This is a genomic window from Cupriavidus necator (assembly GCF_040578825.1).
GTDB lineage: Bacteria > Pseudomonadota > Gammaproteobacteria > Burkholderiales > Burkholderiaceae > Cupriavidus > Cupriavidus necator_E.
Genome location: NZ_JBEFLI010000010.1, coordinates 51,227 through 70,527, shown reverse-complemented (window position 1 = coordinate 70,527; position 19,301 = coordinate 51,227). Strand labels below are relative to the sequence as shown.

20 protein-coding genes and 1 other RNA gene are annotated in these 19,301 nt (G+C 64.9%); 17 read left to right on the top strand and 4 right to left on the bottom strand.

Annotation, left to right across the window (positions count from 1 at the left end):
• The first annotated feature begins 24 nt into the window (after positions 1-24).
• Together AB1I47_RS07855 and AB1I47_RS07850 are read left to right on the top strand one after the other, a co-directional pair.
• Positions 25-981 carry a DegV family protein gene (locus AB1I47_RS07855; RefSeq protein ID WP_354683208.1) on the top strand — a complete coding sequence of 319 codons (957 nt, stop codon included), beginning with the start codon at positions 25-27 and terminating at the stop codon, positions 979-981.
• Between the two features lie 33 nt (positions 982-1,014).
• On the top strand, positions 1,015-1,791 hold the full coding sequence (locus AB1I47_RS07850) for an enoyl-CoA hydratase (RefSeq protein WP_354683207.1): 777 nt from the start codon (positions 1,015-1,017) through the stop codon (positions 1,789-1,791).
• A gap of 100 nt (positions 1,792-1,891) precedes the next feature.
• Here the strand turns inward: AB1I47_RS07850 and AB1I47_RS07845 are convergent, their stop codons facing one another.
• Positions 1,892-2,296 (bottom strand): acyl-CoA thioesterase, encoded by a 405-nt coding sequence (locus AB1I47_RS07845; protein ID WP_354683206.1) that lies wholly within the window; start codon positions 2,294-2,296, stop codon positions 1,892-1,894.
• A 115-nt stretch (positions 2,297-2,411) separates the two neighbouring features.
• On the opposite strand from AB1I47_RS07845, the gene AB1I47_RS07840 reads away from it, so the two are divergent.
• The 7 genes from AB1I47_RS07840 to AB1I47_RS07810 all read left to right on the top strand — a co-directional run bounded on the left by AB1I47_RS07840 (position 2,412) and on the right by AB1I47_RS07810 (position 10,240).
• Complete coding sequence (locus AB1I47_RS07840; protein ID WP_354683205.1) at positions 2,412-4,310, top strand: ABCB family ABC transporter ATP-binding protein/permease; 1,899 nt, start codon at positions 2,412-2,414, stop codon at positions 4,308-4,310.
• Between the two features lie 74 nt (positions 4,311-4,384).
• On the top strand, positions 4,385-5,332 hold the full coding sequence (locus AB1I47_RS07835) for a LysR family transcriptional regulator (protein WP_354683204.1): 948 nt from the start codon (positions 4,385-4,387) through the stop codon (positions 5,330-5,332).
• Between the two features lie 199 nt (positions 5,333-5,531).
• Positions 5,532-6,839, top strand: coding sequence for a Glu/Leu/Phe/Val family dehydrogenase (locus AB1I47_RS07830; protein WP_354683203.1), 1,308 nt, complete (start codon positions 5,532-5,534; stop codon positions 6,837-6,839).
• A gap of 285 nt (positions 6,840-7,124) precedes the next feature.
• On the top strand, positions 7,125-8,024 hold the full coding sequence (locus tag AB1I47_RS07825) for a glutamate/aspartate ABC transporter substrate-binding protein (RefSeq protein ID WP_354683202.1): 900 nt from the start codon (positions 7,125-7,127) through the stop codon (positions 8,022-8,024).
• Between the two features lie 63 nt (positions 8,025-8,087).
• Positions 8,088-8,816 carry an amino acid ABC transporter permease gene (locus AB1I47_RS07820; RefSeq protein ID WP_354683201.1) on the top strand — a complete coding sequence of 243 codons (729 nt, stop codon included), beginning with the start codon at positions 8,088-8,090 and terminating at the stop codon, positions 8,814-8,816.
• 9 nt (positions 8,817-8,825) lie between these two features.
• Positions 8,826-9,509 (top strand): glutamate/aspartate ABC transporter permease GltK, encoded by a 684-nt coding sequence (gene gltK, locus AB1I47_RS07815; RefSeq protein WP_354683200.1) that lies wholly within the window; start codon positions 8,826-8,828, stop codon positions 9,507-9,509.
• Positions 9,506-10,240, top strand: a complete 735-nt coding sequence (locus AB1I47_RS07810; RefSeq protein WP_354683199.1) for an amino acid ABC transporter ATP-binding protein — start codon at positions 9,506-9,508, stop codon at positions 10,238-10,240. Before gltK ends, AB1I47_RS07810 begins: the two co-directional genes overlap by 4 nt.
• Before the next feature lie 274 nt (positions 10,241-10,514).
• On the opposite strand, the gene AB1I47_RS07805 is transcribed toward AB1I47_RS07810, so the two are convergent.
• Complete coding sequence (locus AB1I47_RS07805; protein ID WP_354683198.1) at positions 10,515-11,345, bottom strand: class II glutamine amidotransferase; 831 nt, start codon at positions 11,343-11,345, stop codon at positions 10,515-10,517.
• Between the two features lie 223 nt (positions 11,346-11,568).
• Here AB1I47_RS07805 and AB1I47_RS07800 point away from each other — a divergent pair, with 223 nt between their 5' ends.
• The 4 genes from AB1I47_RS07800 (at position 11,569) to rnpB (ending at position 15,180) form a co-directional block, all read left to right on the top strand.
• Positions 11,569-12,873, top strand: coding sequence for a glycerate kinase type-2 family protein (locus AB1I47_RS07800; RefSeq protein ID WP_354683197.1), 1,305 nt, complete (start codon positions 11,569-11,571; stop codon positions 12,871-12,873).
• A gap of 46 nt (positions 12,874-12,919) precedes the next feature.
• Positions 12,920-13,954, top strand: a complete 1,035-nt coding sequence (pyrC, locus tag AB1I47_RS07795; RefSeq protein WP_354683196.1) for a dihydroorotase — start codon at positions 12,920-12,922, stop codon at positions 13,952-13,954.
• Positions 13,955-13,958: 4 nt separating this feature from the next.
• Positions 13,959-14,795 carry a DUF3025 domain-containing protein gene (locus AB1I47_RS07790; protein WP_354683195.1) on the top strand — a complete coding sequence of 279 codons (837 nt, stop codon included), beginning with the start codon at positions 13,959-13,961 and terminating at the stop codon, positions 14,793-14,795.
• A 44-nt stretch (positions 14,796-14,839) separates the two neighbouring features.
• Positions 14,840-15,180, top strand: an RNA gene (gene rnpB / locus AB1I47_RS07785) — RNase P RNA component class A.
• A 54-nt stretch (positions 15,181-15,234) separates the two neighbouring features.
• On the opposite strand, the gene AB1I47_RS07780 is transcribed toward rnpB, so the two are convergent.
• Positions 15,235-15,657 (bottom strand): OsmC family protein, encoded by a 423-nt coding sequence (locus AB1I47_RS07780; RefSeq protein ID WP_354683194.1) that lies wholly within the window; start codon positions 15,655-15,657, stop codon positions 15,235-15,237.
• Between the two features lie 717 nt (positions 15,658-16,374).
• Between AB1I47_RS07780 and rplM the strand changes: the two genes are divergently transcribed.
• The 4 genes from rplM to erpA all read left to right on the top strand — a co-directional run bounded on the left by rplM (position 16,375) and on the right by erpA (position 18,433).
• On the top strand, positions 16,375-16,803 hold the full coding sequence (gene rplM / locus AB1I47_RS07775; protein WP_010813907.1) for a 50S ribosomal protein L13: 429 nt from the start codon (positions 16,375-16,377) through the stop codon (positions 16,801-16,803).
• 12 nt (positions 16,804-16,815) lie between these two features.
• The gene (gene rpsI / locus AB1I47_RS07770) at positions 16,816-17,208 is read left to right on the top strand and encodes a 30S ribosomal protein S9 (RefSeq protein WP_019447061.1); all 393 of its coding nucleotides are present in this window, start codon (positions 16,816-16,818) and stop codon (positions 17,206-17,208) included.
• Positions 17,209-17,464: 256 nt separating this feature from the next.
• A complete protein-coding gene (locus AB1I47_RS07765; protein WP_354683193.1) occupies positions 17,465-17,962 on the top strand; it encodes a bactofilin family protein in 498 nt (165 codons plus the stop codon).
• A gap of 102 nt (positions 17,963-18,064) precedes the next feature.
• Complete coding sequence (gene erpA / locus AB1I47_RS07760) at positions 18,065-18,433, top strand: iron-sulfur cluster insertion protein ErpA (protein ID WP_010813904.1); 369 nt, start codon at positions 18,065-18,067, stop codon at positions 18,431-18,433.
• A gap of 60 nt (positions 18,434-18,493) precedes the next feature.
• Here erpA and AB1I47_RS07755 read toward each other — a convergent pair whose 3' ends face one another.
• The gene (locus AB1I47_RS07755) at positions 18,494-19,291 is read right to left on the bottom strand and encodes a phytanoyl-CoA dioxygenase family protein (protein WP_354683192.1); all 798 of its coding nucleotides are present in this window, start codon (positions 19,289-19,291) and stop codon (positions 18,494-18,496) included.
• Between the last annotated feature and the right edge of the window lie 10 nt (positions 19,292-19,301).

The window sequence follows — 19,301 nt, the reverse complement described above, 5'->3', positions numbered from 1 at the left end:
ACCAGGTAGGGAGGAAACAACAATATGCAGGAGACAGCCATCCTGGCCGATGCCGCGTGCGATCTGCCGCGCGAGATCATGGCCGAACTGAAGGTCCACACCATTCCGTTCCGCATCCGCGCCGGCGAGCACTTTGTCGCCGATACGCGCGATGAAGACGCACTGCCCACGCTTTACCAGCAATACCCGGTCGGGCGCCAGGACCACTACGCCGAATCGATTCCGCTGCTCGAGCGCGAACTGGAAGAACACCTGCTGCGCAACGTGGTTGCACGTTGCGACCGCGCCATCCTGTTCACCATCGCCAGCTCGCGCAGCAAGCTGTATGCGCATGCCACCGGCGCGGTGATCGGCACCGTCGCGCGCAGCGTGCGCCTGCGCAAGGAAGCGGGGCGTTCAGGACTGTTCGACCTGACCGTGATCGATACCGGCGCGATCGGCCCGGGCCAGGCCTTGATCGTGCGCGAAGCCGCGCGCATGACCGCGGCCGGTGCGAGCCCGCAGGCGGTGCAGCAAGCCGTCGAGACCCGTCTGCGCGACGCCGCGCATATGTTCCTGGTGCCCGACGAGCTGCTCTACATGTACACACGCGCGCGCCAGAAGGGCGAAGGCAGCATTACCTGGGGCCGCTACGTGATGGGCAGCGCGTTCAATATCCGGCCGGTGGTGCGCATGCACCGCGGCCATACCGAGGCAATTGCCAGGGCCCGCGGCTCGGAAGAGGGCGCGCGCCGCGTGCTGCAGCATGCCGAGCAGTGCCTGCGGGATGGCGACCTGCTGGTGCCGGCAATCTCGGTCTGCTACGCCGGTCCGCTCGAGGCTGTGCGCGCGATGCCGGCCTACCAGTCGCTCGAACGCAGCGCGCGCGGCCAAGGCGTGGCATTGATGCTGGCGCCGATGAGCCTGACCGTGGCGCTGAACGTCGGCGCGCGCGCGTTTGCGCTGAGCTACCTTTCCGGGTCGCCGCCGGCTTTTGAATAACTCCCCCGCAATGCATTCACAGACGAGGTAACCATGAGCATCCTGACCAGCATCGAGCAGGGCATCCTGACGATCGAGTTCGACCGCATCGACAAGAAGAACGCCATCACCGCGGCGATGTACCAGGCCATGGCCGACGCGCTGCGCGCGGCCGAGACCGACCGCAACGTGCGCGCCATCCTGCTGCGCGGCAAGCCGGAAGTCTTTACCGCGGGCAATGACCTGGAAGACTTCATGCAGCGCCCGCCAGCTTTGGGCCAAGGTGCGGAACAAGCGCCGGTATTCCAGTTCCTGTACCAGATCAGCCATGCCAGCAAGCCGATCGTGGCGGCAGTGAGCGGTGCGGCGGTGGGCGTGGGCACCACCATGCTGCTGCATTGTGATCTGGTCTATGCGTCGGATACTGCCAAGCTGTCGCTGCCGTTCGTGCAGCTCGGCCTGTGTCCCGAGGCCGCATCGAGCCTGCTGCTGCCGCGGCTGGTCGGCTACCAGCGCGCTGCCGAGAAGCTGCTGCTGGGCGAAGCGTTCAGCGCGCAGGAAGCGCTGGAGATTGGTTTGGTGACGCGCGTGCTGGCGGTGGCCGAGCTGCATGACTTTGCACTGCAGCAGGCGCGCAAGCTGGCGGCGCTGCCGGCGTCTTCGCTGCGCGAAAGCAAGCGGCTGATGAAGGCGGGGGCCATGGCCGAGGTGGAAAAGCAGATGGCCGAGGAGGGCGCGGTGTTCCGGCGCATGCTGGTGGCGCCGGAGGCGAAGGAGGCGTTCAGTGCGTTCTTTGAGAAGCGGAGGCCGGATTTTACGAAGTTCGAGTAAGGACGCAGGCGCGTCCCGCGCTGCGGGTTTGCTCCCTCTCCCGCAAGCGGCGCAAGCGTGAGAGGGAGCAAACAATCGGGGATCGAAAGCCTTCAGTCCCTCATGCCGACGGCAACACCCGCGGCTGCCGCGACTCATCCGTCGCCACATACGTCAACGTAGCCTCCGTCACCTTGACGATCTCATTGCTATGCCGCATCCGCTGCGCATAGACCTCGACCTCGACCGTGATCGAGGTACGCCCTGTCTTGACGATCTCCGCATAGAAACTGACCAGGTCACCCACAAACACCGGGTGCTTGAACAGGAACGAATTTACCGCCACCGTCGCCACCCGCCCCTGCGCGCGCTCCACCGCCGGGATCGACCCGGCAATATCCACCTGCGCCATGATCCAGCCGCCGAACACATCGCCGTGCACATTGGCGTCGGCGGGCATCGGCACCACGCGCAGCGCGGGATTCTTGCCGGCAGGAAGGGCGGAAACGGTATGGGGAGGATTCATGACGGTATGCGGGTGGACAGCGGAAGGAGGGGAGCGCGGCCCGCGGCGAAAGACCCTTCGCCTGCCGCGCTGCGCGATCTCTGCGACAATCGCGCATTGGCCCGGATTCTAACGTATGCGCCGCTATTCCACGACCGCCGAGCAGGCCCCCGACCCCGCTTCCGTCAAGCTGTTTCCCGGTCAGCGCGCGCCCCGCAGCGACTGGCAGACGGTGCGCAACCTGCTGCCCTACGTCTGGCACTACAAGTGGCGCGTGATGCTGGCGCTGACCTGCCTGGTAGCGGCCAAAGTCGCCAACCTGGGTGTGCCGGTGCTGATGAAGCGCCTGATCGACAGCATGAACCTGCACGCGGGCGACCCGCGCGCCTTGCTGGTGGTGCCGGTAGGGCTGATCGTCGCCTACGGAATGCTGCGGTTGTCGGCGACGCTGTTCACCGAGTTGCGGGAGATGCTCTTTTCCAAGGTGACGCAGAGCGCCGTGCGCGAGATCGCGCTGCAGGTGTTCCGCCACCTGCATGCGCTGTCGCTGCGCTTCCACCTGGACCGGCAGACCGGCGGCATGAGCCGCGATATCGAGCGCGGCACGCGCGGAATCCAGTCGCTGATCTCATATTCGTTGTACAGCATCCTGCCCACGCTGGTGGAAATGGGGCTGGTGATCGGCTTCTTTATCCTGCACTACGACATCTGGTTCGCGGCGATTACCGGCTGCGCGCTGGTGGGCTATATCGTCTTCACCATCGTCGTCACCGAATGGCGCACGCATTTCCGCCGCAAGATGAACGAGCTGGATTCGCGCGCCAACCAGAAGGCGATCGATTCGCTGCTGAACTTCGAGACGGTCAAGTACTTCGGCAATGAAGAATACGAGGCGCGGCGCTACGACGAGAACCTGCTCAAGTACCGCTCCGCGGCGATCCGCTCGCAGAACTCGCTGTCGTTCCTGAACTTCGGCCAGCAGGCCATTATCGCGGCCGGGCTGATCCTGATCCTGTGGCGCGCCACCGTGGGCGTGGTCGACGGCAAGCTGACGCTGGGCGACCTGGTGCTGGTCAACACGCTGATGATCCAGCTCTATATCCCGCTGAATTTCCTTGGCGTGATCTACCGCGAGATCAAGCAGGCCACCACCGACATGGACCGGATGTTCGTGCTGCTCGGCACCCATCAGGAGGTGGCTGACGCGCCGGGCGCGCAGCCGCTGCGGGTCAACGGCGCACAGGTACGCTTCCGCGACGTGCGCTTCAGCTACGAGCCGGACCGGCAGATTCTGGACGGCGTGGACTTCACCATCGCCGCCGGCACCACCACCGCGGTAGTGGGGCACAGCGGGTCGGGCAAATCGACGCTGGCGCGGCTGCTGTTCCGCTTCTACGACGTCAACGCCGGGGCGATCGAGATCGACGGGCAGGACATCCGCGCGATCACGCAGGACAGTCTGCGCCGCGCGATCGGCATCGTGCCCCAGGACACGGTGCTGTTCAACGACAGCATCTTCTACAACATCGCCTACGGCCGGCCCGACGCCAGCCGCGAAGAAGTCATCGCCGCCGCCAGCGCCGCGCAGATCGACAGCTTTATCCGCGAGCTGCCGCAAGGCTACGACACCCCGGTGGGCGAGCGCGGCCTGAAGCTGTCGGGCGGCGAGAAGCAGCGCGTGGCGATCGCGCGCACGCTGCTGAAGAACCCGCCGGTGCTGGTCTTCGACGAAGCTACCTCGGCGCTCGATTCGCGCACCGAGCAGGCGATCCAGGCCGAGCTGATGCGGCTGGCGCAGAACCGCACCACGCTGCTGATCGCGCACCGGCTGTCCACCGTCGTCCATGCCGACCAGATCCTGGTGATGGACCATGGCCGCATCGTCGAGCGCGGCACGCATGCGGAGCTGATGCGGGCGCGCGGCCGCTACGCCGAGATGTGGGACATCCAGGCGCGCGCCGCGGCGCAGGGCGGCGAGGCCGTCGCCGCGGATGCGCTGGCGGTCGATGTGGGCGACGCCACGCAGGACGCGTGATTGCGCGCATCGCGGATAGGCAGCCTGCGCCAGGCAGGTGACGCGCTCCCCGGCGCCGGTGGATAATCCGCGTCATGGAAATCAAATGGCTTGAAGACTTCGTCAGCCTGGCCGAGACGCACAGCTTCTCGCGCTCGGCCGAGCTGCGCCACGTCACGCAGCCGGCGTTCTCGCGCCGGATCCAGTCGCTGGAGGCGTGGGTCGGCACCGAGCTGATCGACCGCTCGAGCTATCCCACCAGCCTGACGGCGGCCGGCAAGGTGTTCTACGAGCAGGCGCTGGCGATGCTGGCACAGGTGAGCGAGACCCGCGCGCTGATGCGCGGCCAGCGTTCGGCCAATGCGCAGGTGCTGGAATTCGCGGTGCCGCATACGCTGTCGCTGACCTTCTTCCCGGAGTGGCTCAAGGCGCTGGAGCGCAAGATCGGCACGCTGCCGTGCCGGCTGCGCGCGCTCAATGTCCATGACGCGGTGCTGATGCTGGTGGAGGGCGGCTGCGACCTGGTAATGGTCTACCACCACGCGCGCCAGGCGATCCAGCTCGACCCGGCCCGCTATGACATGCTGGTGCTGGGGACCGAGCGGCTGTCGCCGTACAGCGTGCCGGACGGCGCCGGCAAGCCGCTGTTCCGGCTGCCGGGCACGGACAAGAAGCCGGTGCCGTTCCTCAGCTACACGCCTAACGCTTTCCTCGGCCGCATGGTCGACCTGCTGCTCGCCGACACCTCGGAAGCGCTCAAGCTCGACAAATGCTACGAGACCGATATGGCGGAGGCGCTCAAGGTGATGGCGCTGTCCGGCCACGGCATGGCCTTCCTGCCGGAGAGCGCGGTCCGAGAGGACGTCGCCGCCGGCCGCCTGGTGCGGGCCGAGTCGGCGCGCGGGCTGCCGCTGTCGATCGACATGGAGATCCGGCTGTACCGCGAGCGGCCGGGCGAGAACGGCGGCGAGCGGCGCGGCAGCGGGGCGCGGCGCAAGCGGCAGCTGGTTGATCAGGTGTGGTCGACGCTGTCGTCGGCCTGAAGCTGCCTCTCGGGTTTGCTCCCCTCTCCCGCTTGCGTCGCTTGCGGGAGAGGGGACCGGCTTGCGGTACTTGCAGCGATATCGCATCACCCATCCAGGGTTATGCACGTTTTGCATGACCGGATGAGCAAACGGCATTGGATTCGATCAGGGCGCCCAGCCTAAGCTTGCGGGCATTCTCCACACCGGAACCCAACCGATGTCTTCCGCAGCACCGACCAACATTGCTGGCCAAAAGCACGCACTCCCGTCTTACCTCAATGCCGACCACCTCGGCCCCTGGGGCATCTATCTGCAGCAGGTCGACCGTGTCACGCCTTACCTGGGCTCGCTGGCACGCTGGGTGGAAACCCTGAAGCGCCCCAAGCGCGCGATGATCGTCGACGTACCCATCGAACTGGATAACGGCACCATCGCCCACTACGAGGGCTACCGGGTGCAGCACAACCTGTCGCGCGGCCCGGGCAAGGGCGGTGTGCGCTTCCACCAGGACGTGACCCTGTCCGAGGTGATGGCGCTGTCGGCCTGGATGTCGGTGAAGAATGCGGCGGTCAACGTGCCCTACGGCGGTGCCAAGGGTGGCATCCGCGTGGACCCGCGCACGCTGTCGCACGCCGAACTGGAGCGTCTGACGCGCCGCTACACCAGCGAAATCAACATCATCATCGGGCCGAGCAAGGACATCCCGGCGCCGGACGTGAACACCAACGCCCAGGTCATGGCCTGGATGATGGACACGTACTCGATGAACTCGGGCAGCACGGCCACCGGCGTGGTGACCGGCAAGCCGATCTCGCTGGGCGGTTCGCTGGGCCGTCACGAAGCCACCGGCCGCGGCGTGTTCGTGGTCGGCTCGGAAGCGGCCCGCAACCTGGGCCTGGAAATCAAGGGTGCGCGCGTGGCCGTGCAGGGCTTCGGCAACGTGGGCGCCGTGGCCGCCAAGCTGTTCCATGAGGCCGGCGCCAAGGTGGTGGCGGTACAGGACCACCGCACCACGCTGTTCGACCCGGCCGGGCTGGACGTGCCGGCGATGATGGAATACGCCGCGCATAGCGGCACCATCGAGGGCTTCCGTGGCGAAGTCCTGCGCACCGAGCAGTTCTGGGAAGTCGACTGCGACATCCTGATCCCGGCCGCGCTGGAAGGCCAGATCACGGTGGAGAACGCGCCAAAGATCACGGCAAAGCTGGTGATTGAAGGCGCCAACGGCCCGACCACGCCGCAAGCCGACGATATCCTGCGCGAGCGCAATATCCTGGTCTGCCCCGACGTGATCGCCAACGCCGGCGGCGTGACCGTGTCCTACTTCGAATGGGTGCAGGATTTCTCGAGCTTCTTCTGGACCGAGGAAGAAATCAACCAGCGCCTGGTACGGATCATGCAAGAGGCCTTCCGGGCAATCTGGCAGGTGGCACAGGACAACAAGGTAACGCTGCGCACCGCGGCGTTTATCGTGGCCTGTACCCGGATCCTGCAGGCGCGTGAAATGCGCGGCCTGTACCCCTGATCGGGAACGGGTCGAGCCGGGACGAACCAGAAAAAAGCGCGGAGCACTGGTATGGTGCGACGCAGCAATCGTCCCGGCATGACAAGTTCATGACCGCCAGACGCGGCCTTCGGCAACTGCCAAAGGCCGCGTTGTCATATCCGGACGCCATGCTCAGCTATTGCCCTGAATCGGGGTTCTAGGAGAAAACCCAGTTGTCTTGCGGCGGATGCTGCGCAATACTGTTTCACCAGTGGGGGTTTTATCTCTAGAATCCCGCTTTCTCTTCATGGTCAAGGAGATGTTATGAATTTCGCCAAGTTGGCTGCCCTGATGATTGCCGGGGGTGTGATGTGCGGGACGGCACAGGCAGCTGAACAACTGACGGGCACGCTGAAGAAAATCAAGGACACCGGCGTCATCACGCTGGGCGTGCGCGAATCGTCGATCCCGTTTAACTACAACCTGGGCGGCGTGCGCCAGGTCGGCTATTCCTACGATATCAACACGAAAATCGTGGAAGCCATCAAGGACCAGCTGAAGGTGCCGAACCTGCAGGTCAAGGAAATCCCGATCACCTCGCAGAACCGCATCACGCTGCTGCAGAACGGCACCATCGATATCGAGTGCGGCTCGACCACCAATAATCTGGAACGCCAGAAGCAGGTCGCCTTCACCAACTCCATCTTCATCATCGGCACGCGCATCATGGTGAAGAAGGACAGCGGCATCAAGGACTGGGCCGACCTGAAGGGCAAGAACGTCGTCACCACCGCCGGCACCACGTCGGAGCGCCTGCTGCGCAAGATGAACGACGACCAGAAGCTGGGCGTCAATATCATCAGCACCAAGGACCACGGCCAGTCGTTCCTGACGCTGGAATCGGGCCGCGCGGTCGCCTTCATGATGGACGACGCGCTGCTGTACGGCGAGCGCGCCAAGGCCAAGAACCCGGCCGACTGGGTCGTGGTGGGCAAGCCGCAATCGCGTGAATCGTATGGCTGCATGCTGCGCAAGGACGATCCCCAGTTCAAGAAGCTGGCGGACAACGTCATCAGCGGCATGATGAAGGACGGCTCGATCAACACGCTCTACACCAAGTGGTTCATGCAACCGGTGCCGCCGAAGGGCCTCAACCTTGACTTCCCGCTGTCCGAAGACATGAAGGCGCTGTTCAAGACTCCGAACGACAAGGCGCTGGACTGACCTGCCGGTTACAGCAGTGCGAAACGGAAGGCATGTCCTTCCGTTTCTTTTTGAGGACGCAACATGAACTACAACTGGCATTGGGCAGTATTCCTCGAACAGGCTGCCCAGAACGAGACCTACCTGGACTGGATGATCTCCGGCCTGAAGGTGACGCTTGCGCTGGGGCTGTCATCGTGGGTGATTGCCCTGGTCATCGGGTCGGTGCTTGGCGTTTTGCGCACCGTGCCCAACAAGGTGCTGGCGAGCATCGCCGCCACCTATGTGGAAATCTTCCGCAATATCCCGCTGCTGGTACAGCTCTTTATCTGGTATTTCGTCATGCCCGAGCTGCTGCCCGGCGGCGAGAAGATCAAGCAGATGAACCCGTTCGCGCAGCAGTTCCTGGCGGCGATGCTGTGCCTGGGCACCTTCACCGCCGCGCGGGTCTGCGAACAGGTGCGTTCGGGCATCAACTCGCTGGCGCGCGGGCAGAAGAACGCCGGCCTGGCGATGGGCTTCACGCTGCCGCAGACGTACCGCCACGTGCTGCTGCCGATGGCGTTCCGCGTGATCGTGCCGCCGCTGACCTCCGAATTCCTGAATATCTTCAAGAACTCGGCAGTGGCGTCGACTATCGGCCTGCTGGAGCTGGCAGCGCAGGGCCGGCAACTGGTGGACTACACCGCGCGTCCGTATGAGTCGTTCATCGCGGTGACGCTGATGTACGCGCTGATCAACGTGACGGTGATGCTGATCATGCGCTGGGTCGAGGGCCGTACCCGCGTGCCCGGTTTCATCGGCGGCAAGTAAGGGGACGCCATGGCTTATTCATTCGATTTCACCTCCATCAACGTCAACACGCTCGAGGTGCTGGGCGAGGGCATGATGGTCTCGCTCAAGATCACCGTCACCGCGGTGGTGGTCGGCATCATCTGGGGCACCATCCTGGCGATGATGCGGCTGTCGTCGTTCCGGCTGCTCAACTGGTTCGCGCAGGGGTACGTGACCGTCTTCCGCTCCATCCCGCTGGTGATGGTGCTGCTATGGTTCTTCCTGATCATTCCGCAGGTCTTGCAGGGGCTCTTCAACCTGTCGCCGGCGACCGACCTGCGCATGACTTCGGCGCTGGTGGCCTTTGCGCTGTTCGAGGCCGCGTACTACTCCGAGATCATCCGGGCGGGTATCCAGAGCGTGTCGCGCGGACAGATGTTCGCCGCGCAGGCGCTGGGCATGACCTATGGCCAGTCGATGCGGCTGGTGATCCTGCCGCAGGCGTTCCGCAACATGGTGCCGCTGCTGCTGACCCAGGGCATCATCCTGTTCCAGGATACGTCGCTGGTCTACGTCAGCGCGCTGGCCGACTTCTTTGGCCAGGCCTACGGCATCGGCGAGCGTGACGGACGTATCGTCGAGCTGCTGCTGTTTGCCGGCCTGGTGTACTTCATCATTTGTTTCTCCGCTTCGCTGCTGGTCAAGCGTTACCAGAAAAAGGTGGCTGTATGATCGAAATCAACAATGTTTCCAAGTGGTACGGCTCCTTCCAGGTGCTGACCGACTGCACCACCAAGGTTGCCAAGGGCGAAGTGGTGGTGGTATGCGGCCCGTCCGGCTCGGGCAAGTCCACGCTGATCAAGACGGTCAATGCGCTGGAGCCGTTCCAGAAGGGCGACATCCTGGTCGACGGCACCTCCGTGGGCAATCCCAAGACCAACCTGCCCAAGCTGCGCTCGCGCGTGGGCATGGTGTTCCAGAACTTCGAACTGTTCCCGCACCTGTCGATCACCGAGAACCTGACCATCGCGCAGATGAAGGTGCTCGGCCGCTCCAAGGACGAGGCCAATGCCAAGGGCCTGAAGTACCTGGAGCGCGTGGGCCTGAAGGACCAGGCGGCCAAGTATCCGGGCCAGCTGTCGGGCGGCCAGCAGCAGCGCGTGGCAATTGCCCGCGCGCTGTCCATGGACCCGATCTGCATGCTGTTCGACGAGCCGACTTCGGCGCTGGACCCGGAGATGGTCAACGAAGTGCTGGACGTGATGGTGCAGCTCGCGCACGAAGGCATGACCATGATGTGCGTGACCCACGAAATGGGTTTCGCGCGCAAGGTGGCCAACCGCGTGATCTTCATGGACCAGGGCAGGATCGTCGAGGACGCCGACAAGGAAGAGTTCTTCGGCAATATCGATGCGCGGTCGGAGCGGGCGCGGCAGTTCTTGTCGAAGATTTTGCATCACTGATGGTGCACCAAAGCCGCCCGAACTAGCCTGAGCAAGATGTTCTCCCTCTCCCCTCAGGGGGTCCTCAGGGGGAGAGGGGGTGGGCTAGCAAGGAACCACATCAAGCGGGGCCAACGGTTTAAACCCACAGGCCTCAGCCTTTGACACTCCTGCCCTCTCCCCCGCCCCTCTCCCGCAAGCGGGAGAGGGGAGCAAACCGTGGGTTTGCGCAGAGTGCTCAGCAAGCAAAAAGGGACGCCTCGGCGTCCCTTTTTGCATGATCCCAACCAGCGCCTCACGTACAAGCCGTATTCGCCGCGTTCTTCGCCTGCACCTCCGGCGGAATCGGCACCATCAGCGTCATCGTCGGGCGCCCGTCCTCGAACATGATCAGCTCGCCCGGCGCAAACCGCGTCCAGGTTTCGTTGTCCGTCAGCGGCTGGGTGGCGATCACGGCCACGCGGTCGTCGGGTGTGGTCACCTGCGCGAAATCGATGGTGAGGTCGGCATCGATCAGGTGCGCGGTCGAGAACGGCCATTGGCGCACGATGTAGTACAGGTGCGTGGAGCAGTGCGCGAACAGCGCCTGACCGTTGCACAGCAGGTAATTGAAGACGCCGTGCAGCGTGATCTCGCGGGTGATGTCGGCCAGCGCATGGCCGAGCTCGTTCAGCGGCGGCTGCGAGCCCGGGAAGCGCTTGCGCAGGCCCTGCATCAGCGTGCAGAAGGCCAGTTCGCTGTCGGTATCGCCCACCGGCTGGTAGACGCCTGACAGGAACGGCGAGAAGCCCTTCAGGTCGCCGTTATGGGCAAAGATCCAGTGCCGGCCCCACAGCTCGCGCATGAAAGGGTGGCAGTTCTCCAGCAGCACGGTGCCCTGCGTTGCCTTGCGGATATGCGAGATGACGTTCTTGGACTTGATCGGGTAGCGCTTGATCAGGTCGGCCACCGGCGAGGTGCCGGCGGACTGGTTGTCGATAAACAGGCGGCAGGCCTTGTCTTCGAAGAAGGCCACGCCGAAGCCGTCGGCATGGTGGTCGGTCAGGCCGCCGCGCGCGGCGAAGCCGGTGAAGGAGAACGTCACGTCGGTTGGCGTGGCGCAGTTCATGCCTAGCAACTGGCACATGGCGGGGCACCGGTCGGCAGCGGGCTGCCGCTTTGCAATAGAATGCAGGCATTATCCCGCGCGTTCGGGCCGCTGCCAAGCGCGCTCCGGGCCGCGCGCGGCGCCCGGCCACCCGCTCGTACTCCCCAATAACTATGCGCCAATACAAGATCGCCATGATTCCCGGAGACGGAATCGGCACGGAAGTCATGCCCGACCTGGGCCTCGCTATCGCGGAGGCGCTGTGAGCGCCCGGTTCGCGGGCGATCCCCGCGCCCTGCTGCTGGACAGCTTTCACGCCGCCGTGGCGGCCGCCGATCCGCTGCAGATCGTGGCGCAACACCTGCCGCCGCCGCACGCGGGCGGGCGCACGCTGGTGGTCGGAGCGGGCAAGGCCGCCGCGTCGATGGCTGCCGCGGTGGAACAAGCCTACGACGGCAAGGCCACGCTGGAAGGGCTGGTGGTCACGCGCTACGCGCACGGAATGCCCACTAAGCATATCCGCGTGATCGAGGCCGGCCACCCGGTGCCGGACGAGTCCGGCGAACAGGCCGCGGCCGAGATTCTCGCCAGCGTGCAGTCGCTGACGCCGCAGGACCGGCTGCTGGTGCTGGTCTCCGGCGGCGGCTCGAGCCTGCTGTCGTTGCCGGCCGAGGGCATCCCGATGGCCGACCTGAAGGCCACCACCAGGGAACTGCTGCGTTGTGGCGCGCCGATCACCGAGATGAATATCGTGCGCAAGCACATCTCGCGCATCCAGGGCGGGCATCTGGCGCAGGCAAGCCAGGCGCCGGTCACCACGCTGATCGTCTCGGACGTGGCCGGCGACGATCCCAGCGCGATCGCCTCGGGCCCGACCGTGGCCGATCCGAGCACCTTTGCCGATGCGCTGGAGATCCTGCGCCGCTACGGCGCGCAGGTGCCCCAGAGCGTGCAGTCGCACCTGGAGCGCGGCGCGCGCGGCGAGGTGGCGGAGACGCCCAAGCCGGGCGACGCACTGTTCGAGCGGATCGAAAACCGCATGATCGCCACCGCCCATGGCAGCCTGGAAGCGGCCGCTGCGCTGTTCCGCGAACGCGGCATCACGCCGGTCGTGCTGGGCGATACCGTGACCGGCGAAGCGCGCGAAGTGGCGCGCGTCTACGCCGCGCTGGTGCGCGAGATTCGCGCGTACAATGCGCCGTTCCCCGTGCCGGTGGTGCTGATTTCCGGGGGTGAGTGCACGGTCACTTTGCCCGCGGGCGGCGGCACCAGGGCCCGCGGCGGGCGCTGCTCGGAATTCCTGCTGTCGCTGGCGGTCGAGCTGGGCGGCATGCCCGGCGTGCACGCGATCGCCGCTGACACCGACGGCATCGACGGCTCGGAAGACAATGCCGGCGCGCTGGCCGACCCGACCACGCTGGCGCGCGCCGAAGCCGCCGGCCTGCCGGGGCAGCGCCAGCTTGACGCGCACGACGCCTGGGGCCTGTTCGACGCCCTCGGCGACCTGGTGGTCACCGGGCCGACCCGCACCAACGTGAACGACTACCGCGCCATCCTGATACTCTGATTTCGATGAACGCCTGCCGCCGCCCGGCGGCGGGCCCAAGCAAGCCATGACCCAGAAGCTCACCATCACCCGCCCGGACGACTGGCACCTGCACCTGCGCGACGGCGCGGCGCTGGCCGCCGTGCTGCCCGACACGGCCCGCCAGTTCGCGCGCGCCATCGTCATGCCCAACCTGAAGCCGCCCGTGACCACGGTGGCGCAGGCGCAGGCCTATCGCGCGCGCATCCTGGCGGCGCTGCCGGCCGGCATGCAGTTCGAGCCGCTGATGACGCTGTACCTGACCGACAACACCACCGCCGAAGAGATCGTCGCGGCCAAGGCCAGCGGCTTCATACACGGCGTCAAGCTGTACCCGGCAGGCGCCACCACGAACAGCGATGCCGGCGTGACCGATATCCGCCGCTGCTACGGCGCGCTGGAAGCGATGCAGCGCGCCGGCCTGCCGCTGCTGGTGCACGGCGAGGTAACCGACCCGAGCATTGATATCTTCGACCGCGAAGCCGTCTTTATCGAGCGCGTGATGGCGCCGCTGCGGCGCGACATGCCCGAGCTCAAGGTGGTGTTCGAACACATCACCACCAAGGATGCGGCCCAATACGTGCTCGAAGCCAGCGGCCCGGTCGGTGCGACCATCACCGCCCACCATCTGCTATACAACCGCAACGCGATCTTTACCGGCGGCATCCGCCCGCATTACTACTGCCTGCCGGTGCTCAAGCGCGAAACTCACCGCGAGGCACTGGTCGCGGCCGCGACCTCGGGCAGCCCGCGCTTCTTCCTTGGCACCGACAGCGCGCCGCACGCGCGCGGGCTGAAGGAACACGCCTGCGGCTGCGCCGGCTGCTATACCGCGCTGCATGCGATGGAACTGTATGCCGAGGCCTTCGACGCCGCCGGCGCACTGGACAAGCTGGAAGCCTTCGCCAGCTTCAATGGCCCCGCTTTCTACAGCCTGCCGCGCAATACCGGCACGCTGACGCTGGAGCGCGAAGATTGGGAACTGCCGGCCGAGCTGCCCTACGGCGACACCACGCTGGTGCCGCTGCGCGGCGGCGAGACGCTGCGCTGGAAGGCCCGCTGAAGCCTTGCGCACGCAGGCAACTGCGGCAGGCGCAACCTTCGCCGCCGCACTGGCCGGGATCGACTGGTCCCGGCCGTGGTTCCAGCCTTTTGCCGCACAAGGCGCCGCGCTGGCCGCGGCAGTGCAGGGCGGTGCCGACCTGCGCGCAGCGCTCGATGCGCAGGCCGCTGCGCTGGACTTGCGCAATGCGCGCGGGCTGCCGCTGCGCTTTATTGCCCAGCATGCCTTGCCGTACGGCAGCGCCTACGAGGCGCATATCCACGCGACCGGCGAAGTGCCGACCCGCGACAACCTCCATGATTTCTTCAACGCGCTGATCTGGCTGCATTTCCCGCGGGCCAAGCGCGTGCTCAACCAGGTCCAGGCCGAGGTCATCGCCCGCGAGGGCGTACGGACCATGCGCGGCGGCGTGCGCGATGCGGCGACGTTGTTCGATGAGAACGCGGTGCTGTTCCTCAGTGCTGACGAGGAACTGGCCGATGCGCTCAAGGGGTTTGCATGGCAGCGGCTGTTTGTCGATGCCAGGGCCGCCTGGGGCGCGCGCTGCGCGGTAGTGCCATTCGGCCACGCCCTGCTCGAAAAACTGGTGCAGCCGTACAAGTCGGTGACGGCACATGCGTGGACGCTGCCACTGGCACCCGGCCAGCAAGCGCTCGATGCTGTGCTTGCCGAGTCACTGCAAGCGGCGGTTCGCGCCGGCGCGTTGCGGGGCGGGCGCAGCTTTGCGCCGCTGCCGGTGATGGGCATCCCCGGCTGGTGCGACGACAACGCGCAGCCGGATTTCTACGCCGATACCACCGTCTTCCGTGCCGGCAGGCGCCGCGACCAGGCCCCCGGCTGAAGGCGCCGACCTCCGCCCGCAATCGGTGGTAGACTGCGGGCCGCAAAGCAGGCCAGGCAACCGCTGCCTGCACCGCAAGGTGCAGGGGGAGGAAAGTCCGGACTCCACAGGGCAGGGTGTTGGCTAACAGCCATCCACGGCAACGTGCGGAACAGGGCCACAGAGACGAGTCTTGCCGCCGGGTACGCCTGGCGGGAAGGGTGAAACGCGGTAACCTCCACCTGGAGCAATCCCAAATAGGCAGGCGATGAAGCGGCCCGCTGAGCCTGCGGGTAGGGAGCTGGAGCCGGCTGGTAACAGCCGGCCTAGAGGAATGGTTGTCACGCGCCGTTGGCCGCAAGGCGGGCGGTGCGCACAGAATCCGGCTTATCGGCCTACTTTGCTTCCATCTCTGGCATGACCCGGTGCCAACGCGGCGTACCGGGCCAGCCGACTTCCTTCAGCCTTCCACGATTTCAAGCGTGTGCGTGATCTCGGCCGTCTTGGCCAGCATGATCGACGCCGAGCAGTACTTCTCGTGCGACAGCTTGATCGCCCGCTCGACCGTGGCGGGGTTGAGATTCTTGCCGGTCACCACAAAATGGAAGTTGATGCGGGTGAAGACCTTGGGGTCCTCGCCGGCGCGCTCGGCCTGGAGCTGGACGCTGCAACCGCTCACTTCTTGGCGGCCGCGCTTGAGGATCAGCACCACGTCGTAGGCCGTGCAGCCGCCGGTGCCCAGCAGTACCATCTCCATCGGCCGCGGCGCCAGGTTATGGCCGCCGCCTTCGGGGGCGCCGTCCATGGCAACGATATGGCCGCTGCCGGTCTGGGCGACGAAGCTCATGCCATCCGCGCCCATCCATGTCACTTTGCATTCCATTTTTTGCGTTCCTGTCGTTTGTTTTGTGTGTTTCCGATCACAAGCGCATGATCTCGAATCTTGCAATTCTCAGTATATGGCATCATCAAGTTGGGCCTCGCGATGCCGATATCCTTAGGAAATCTGAGGGTTTCCTCTAATCTTACAGTCTGATGACCCCGGGTCGTTTCGGTAACTATATGATTTTTAAAGAGTTCGTCTCGACGGATAAGGCTGTTGTGCTTTCCGCATTACGGAAAGACATTTCGCACTGCAAATTCCCCTTGCATCCGGGAAAACCCCATGTATAATTCCAATCATTGAACGACGGCGCTGACAGCGCGTCAGAGTGCGAAAGCGAAGACCTTCCGGTCCAGCCCTGCGCACCGCCCGCCGGTCCCCCGTCGATCTACCAGTGTCTCCTCCACCCTCCTCCTTTGGTGGATTCAAACCCAAGCTCAACAGCTTGGGTTTTTTTTCGTCTCTACGGCCGGTGCGCGCGGGGAAGTGCGCAAGGCTGCCCCGGGCGCGCCATCGGTCCGCAACGATCTTGACGGAAACATCAGTCTTTGCTTGTGCCGGTCCGGCAGGCGCCAGTATAATCGTGGGCTTTCCGTCATGCCCGCGGGAAAAGAAGCAGAATCAGGCCAGCCCCCGGGACGGCCTAAAGACTTGCAGGGGCGAGCACAAGCCTTCGCGAGTCGGATTTCGGGCACGAACTAATAGTCAGGAAAAATCATGAAGACCTTTTCCGCCAAGCCTCATGAGGTAAAGCGCGACTGGTACGTGATTGACGCGACGGACAAAGTCCTCGGCCGTGTCGCCAGCGAAGTGGCACGCCGTCTGCGCGGCAAGCACAAGCCGGAATTCACTCCGCACGTCGACACGGGTGATTACATCATCATCGTCAATGCAGCCAAGCTGCGTGTCACGGGTACCAAGGAAACGGACAAGAAGTACTATCGCCATTCGGGTTACCCGGGCGGTATCTACGAAACGACGTTCGGCAAGATGCAGCAGCGTTTCCCGGGCCGTGCCCTGGAAAAGGCTGTCAAGGGCATGCTGCCGAAGGGTCCGCTGGGCTACGCGATGATCAAGAAGCTGAAGGTTTACGCCGAAGCCGAGCATCCGCACGAAGCGCAGCAGCCCAAGGCGCTGGAAATCTAAGGAGGCCAATCCATGATCGGTAACTGGAATTACGGTACTGGCCGCCGCAAGAGCGCTGTGGCTCGTGTCTTCATCAAGTCGGGCAAGGGCGACATCGTCGTCAACGGCAAGCCCATCAAAGAGTATTTCGCTCGCGAAACCTCGCTGATGATCGTGCGCCAGCCCCTGGAACTGACCGCCCACGGCGAAACGTTCGACATCAAGGTCAACGTGACCGGCGGTGGCGAAACCGGCCAGGCCGGCGCAGTGCGCCACGGCATCACCCGTGCCCTGATCGACTACGATGCGACCCTGAAGTCGGCCCTGTCGAAGGCTGGCTACGTCACGCGCGATGCACGTGAAGTCGAGCGTAAGAAGGTCGGTCTGCACAAGGCGCGTCGTCGCAAGCAATTCTCGAAGCGCTGATGCGTTTTCGCTGGTCCGGCCCTGCCGGATCACGCGAAGCCAAAAAAACCGCACGCTGGCCGTGCGGTTTTTTTTCGCCCCCGACCCTGCAAAAACGCGCCCCGCTGCCGAAATATCGGATGGGCCGCCATACTTTTGTGGGGTATTGGCTGCACGCGGATACAATCACGCCCTGTCGCCATCGGCAAGCCGTCTGCCCTGGCGATTTGCGCCCGGGCCCCAGCGGCCTGGCACGAACGAGAGAGGAGTGAGAGCGATGCTGTTTTCGAAGAAGAAAGGCCTTTCCATCGATACGCTGATCGGCGAAGACACCGCCATCGACGGCGACGTGGTGTTTGCCGGCGGCCTGCGTCTGGACGGGCGCGTGCGCGGCAATATCACCGCAGCGCCGGGCAAGGCCAGCATGCTGGTGGTCAGCGAGAAGGGCATGGTGGAGGGCGATATCAGCGTCGGCCACCTGGTGCTGAACGGCACGGTGAAGGGGCCGGTGCAGGCCACCGACCTGCTAGAGCTGCAACCGCACGCACGCGTGCTTGGCGATGTGCGCTACGCGGCGCTGGAAATGCACCAGGGCGCACTGGTGGAAGGAAGGCTGATGCCGTTGGCGCAGGGCGAAATCCGCGCGCTCCCCAACCTGGTCGAGGCCGAGACAGTGACCGAAGTGACGGATGCGGCGGATACGAAGGACCCGGCGGGCGAAGCCAAAGGCGAAACTCTCGCGGCTGACGCCAGTCCCAACGAAAAGGCCGCCTGAGCGGCCGGTATGCAACGGCGGAATCCCTTGAAAACTCAGGGTTTCGGCACGATTTTCCAGTAGCGCTTAGAATACAGGCGTATCTAAACAGGAGAACACCCCATGAACGCAGTCGCAGAGGCACCCGTTACCGAGGACGTGCCGGCACCGTTCGTCTTTACCGACAGCGCCGCCGACAAGGTCAAGCAGTTGATCGAGGAAGAGGGCAATGCCGAGCTGAAACTGCGCGTGTTCGTGCAGGGCGGCGGCTGCTCCGGCTTCCAGTATGGCTTCACCTTTGACGAGGAAGTCAACGAAGACGACACCACGATGGTCAAGAACGGCGTCACGCTGCTGATCGACTCGATGAGCTACCAGTACCTGGTCGGCGCCGAGATCGACTACAAGGAAGACATCAACGGCGCGCAGTTCGTGATCAAGAACCCGAATGCCTCGACCACCTGCGGTTGCGGCTCGTCGTTCTCGGTCTGACCGCCACGGCACCCGCGAAAAACGCAGCTTCGGCTGCGTTTTTCTTTTTGCGCGGCCCGATCACGGCGCCGCGCGCCAGACCACCGGGAACCAGTCCTCGCGCATGCGCTCGCCGGTCCGCTGCCCGATACCGGGAAACGGCGGCGAGGTACGCCCGGGCCGCTGCATGAAGCGCACATCGTCGCCAAGGAAGCGGGCCGAGAAGGCGCGGCGGCGGCCGCTGCCGGTATTGCCGGCGGCGCCATGCACGGTGCGGAAGTCGAACACCACCGCGTCGCCCGGCTCCAGTTCCGGGGCGAGCAGCGTATGGCTGCCATCCTCGACGTCGGGCATTTCCATGAACGTATCGTCACCGCCGTAGAAGTTCTCGTTGCTGGCCCAGCGCTTGGGCCGCACCAGCCGTGGCCAGCGGTGCGAGCCGGCCACCACGCGCAGCGTATTGGCCTGTGTCACGGCGTCGAGCGGAATCCAGTAGCTCGCCGTCCTGGTGCCGTCGACGCAGTAATAGGGCAGGTCCTGGTGCCAGGGCGTGGGCTTGGCGGTGCCGGGTTCCTTGACCAGGATATGTTCGTGGAACACCTGCACTGCCTGTGACTGCATGATCCGGCCGGCAATCGCCGCCGCCGGGGACTGGCGGATAAATGCTTCGAACGGCGCGATTCGCTGCCAGTTGCAGTAGTCCTCGAAGAAGCGCCCGCTCTCGCCGGGCCGCACGTTCTCGATGGCGAACGGGCCGGGCTCGGCCAGATTTTGCGCAAAGCCTTCGCGCAGCCGCTCGACCCAGTCGGCGAACACGCCGCGCAGCACCAGCACGCCGTCGCGCTGGTAGGTGTCGATCTGTTCTGTGGTGATGTCCATGGCGGGGCTC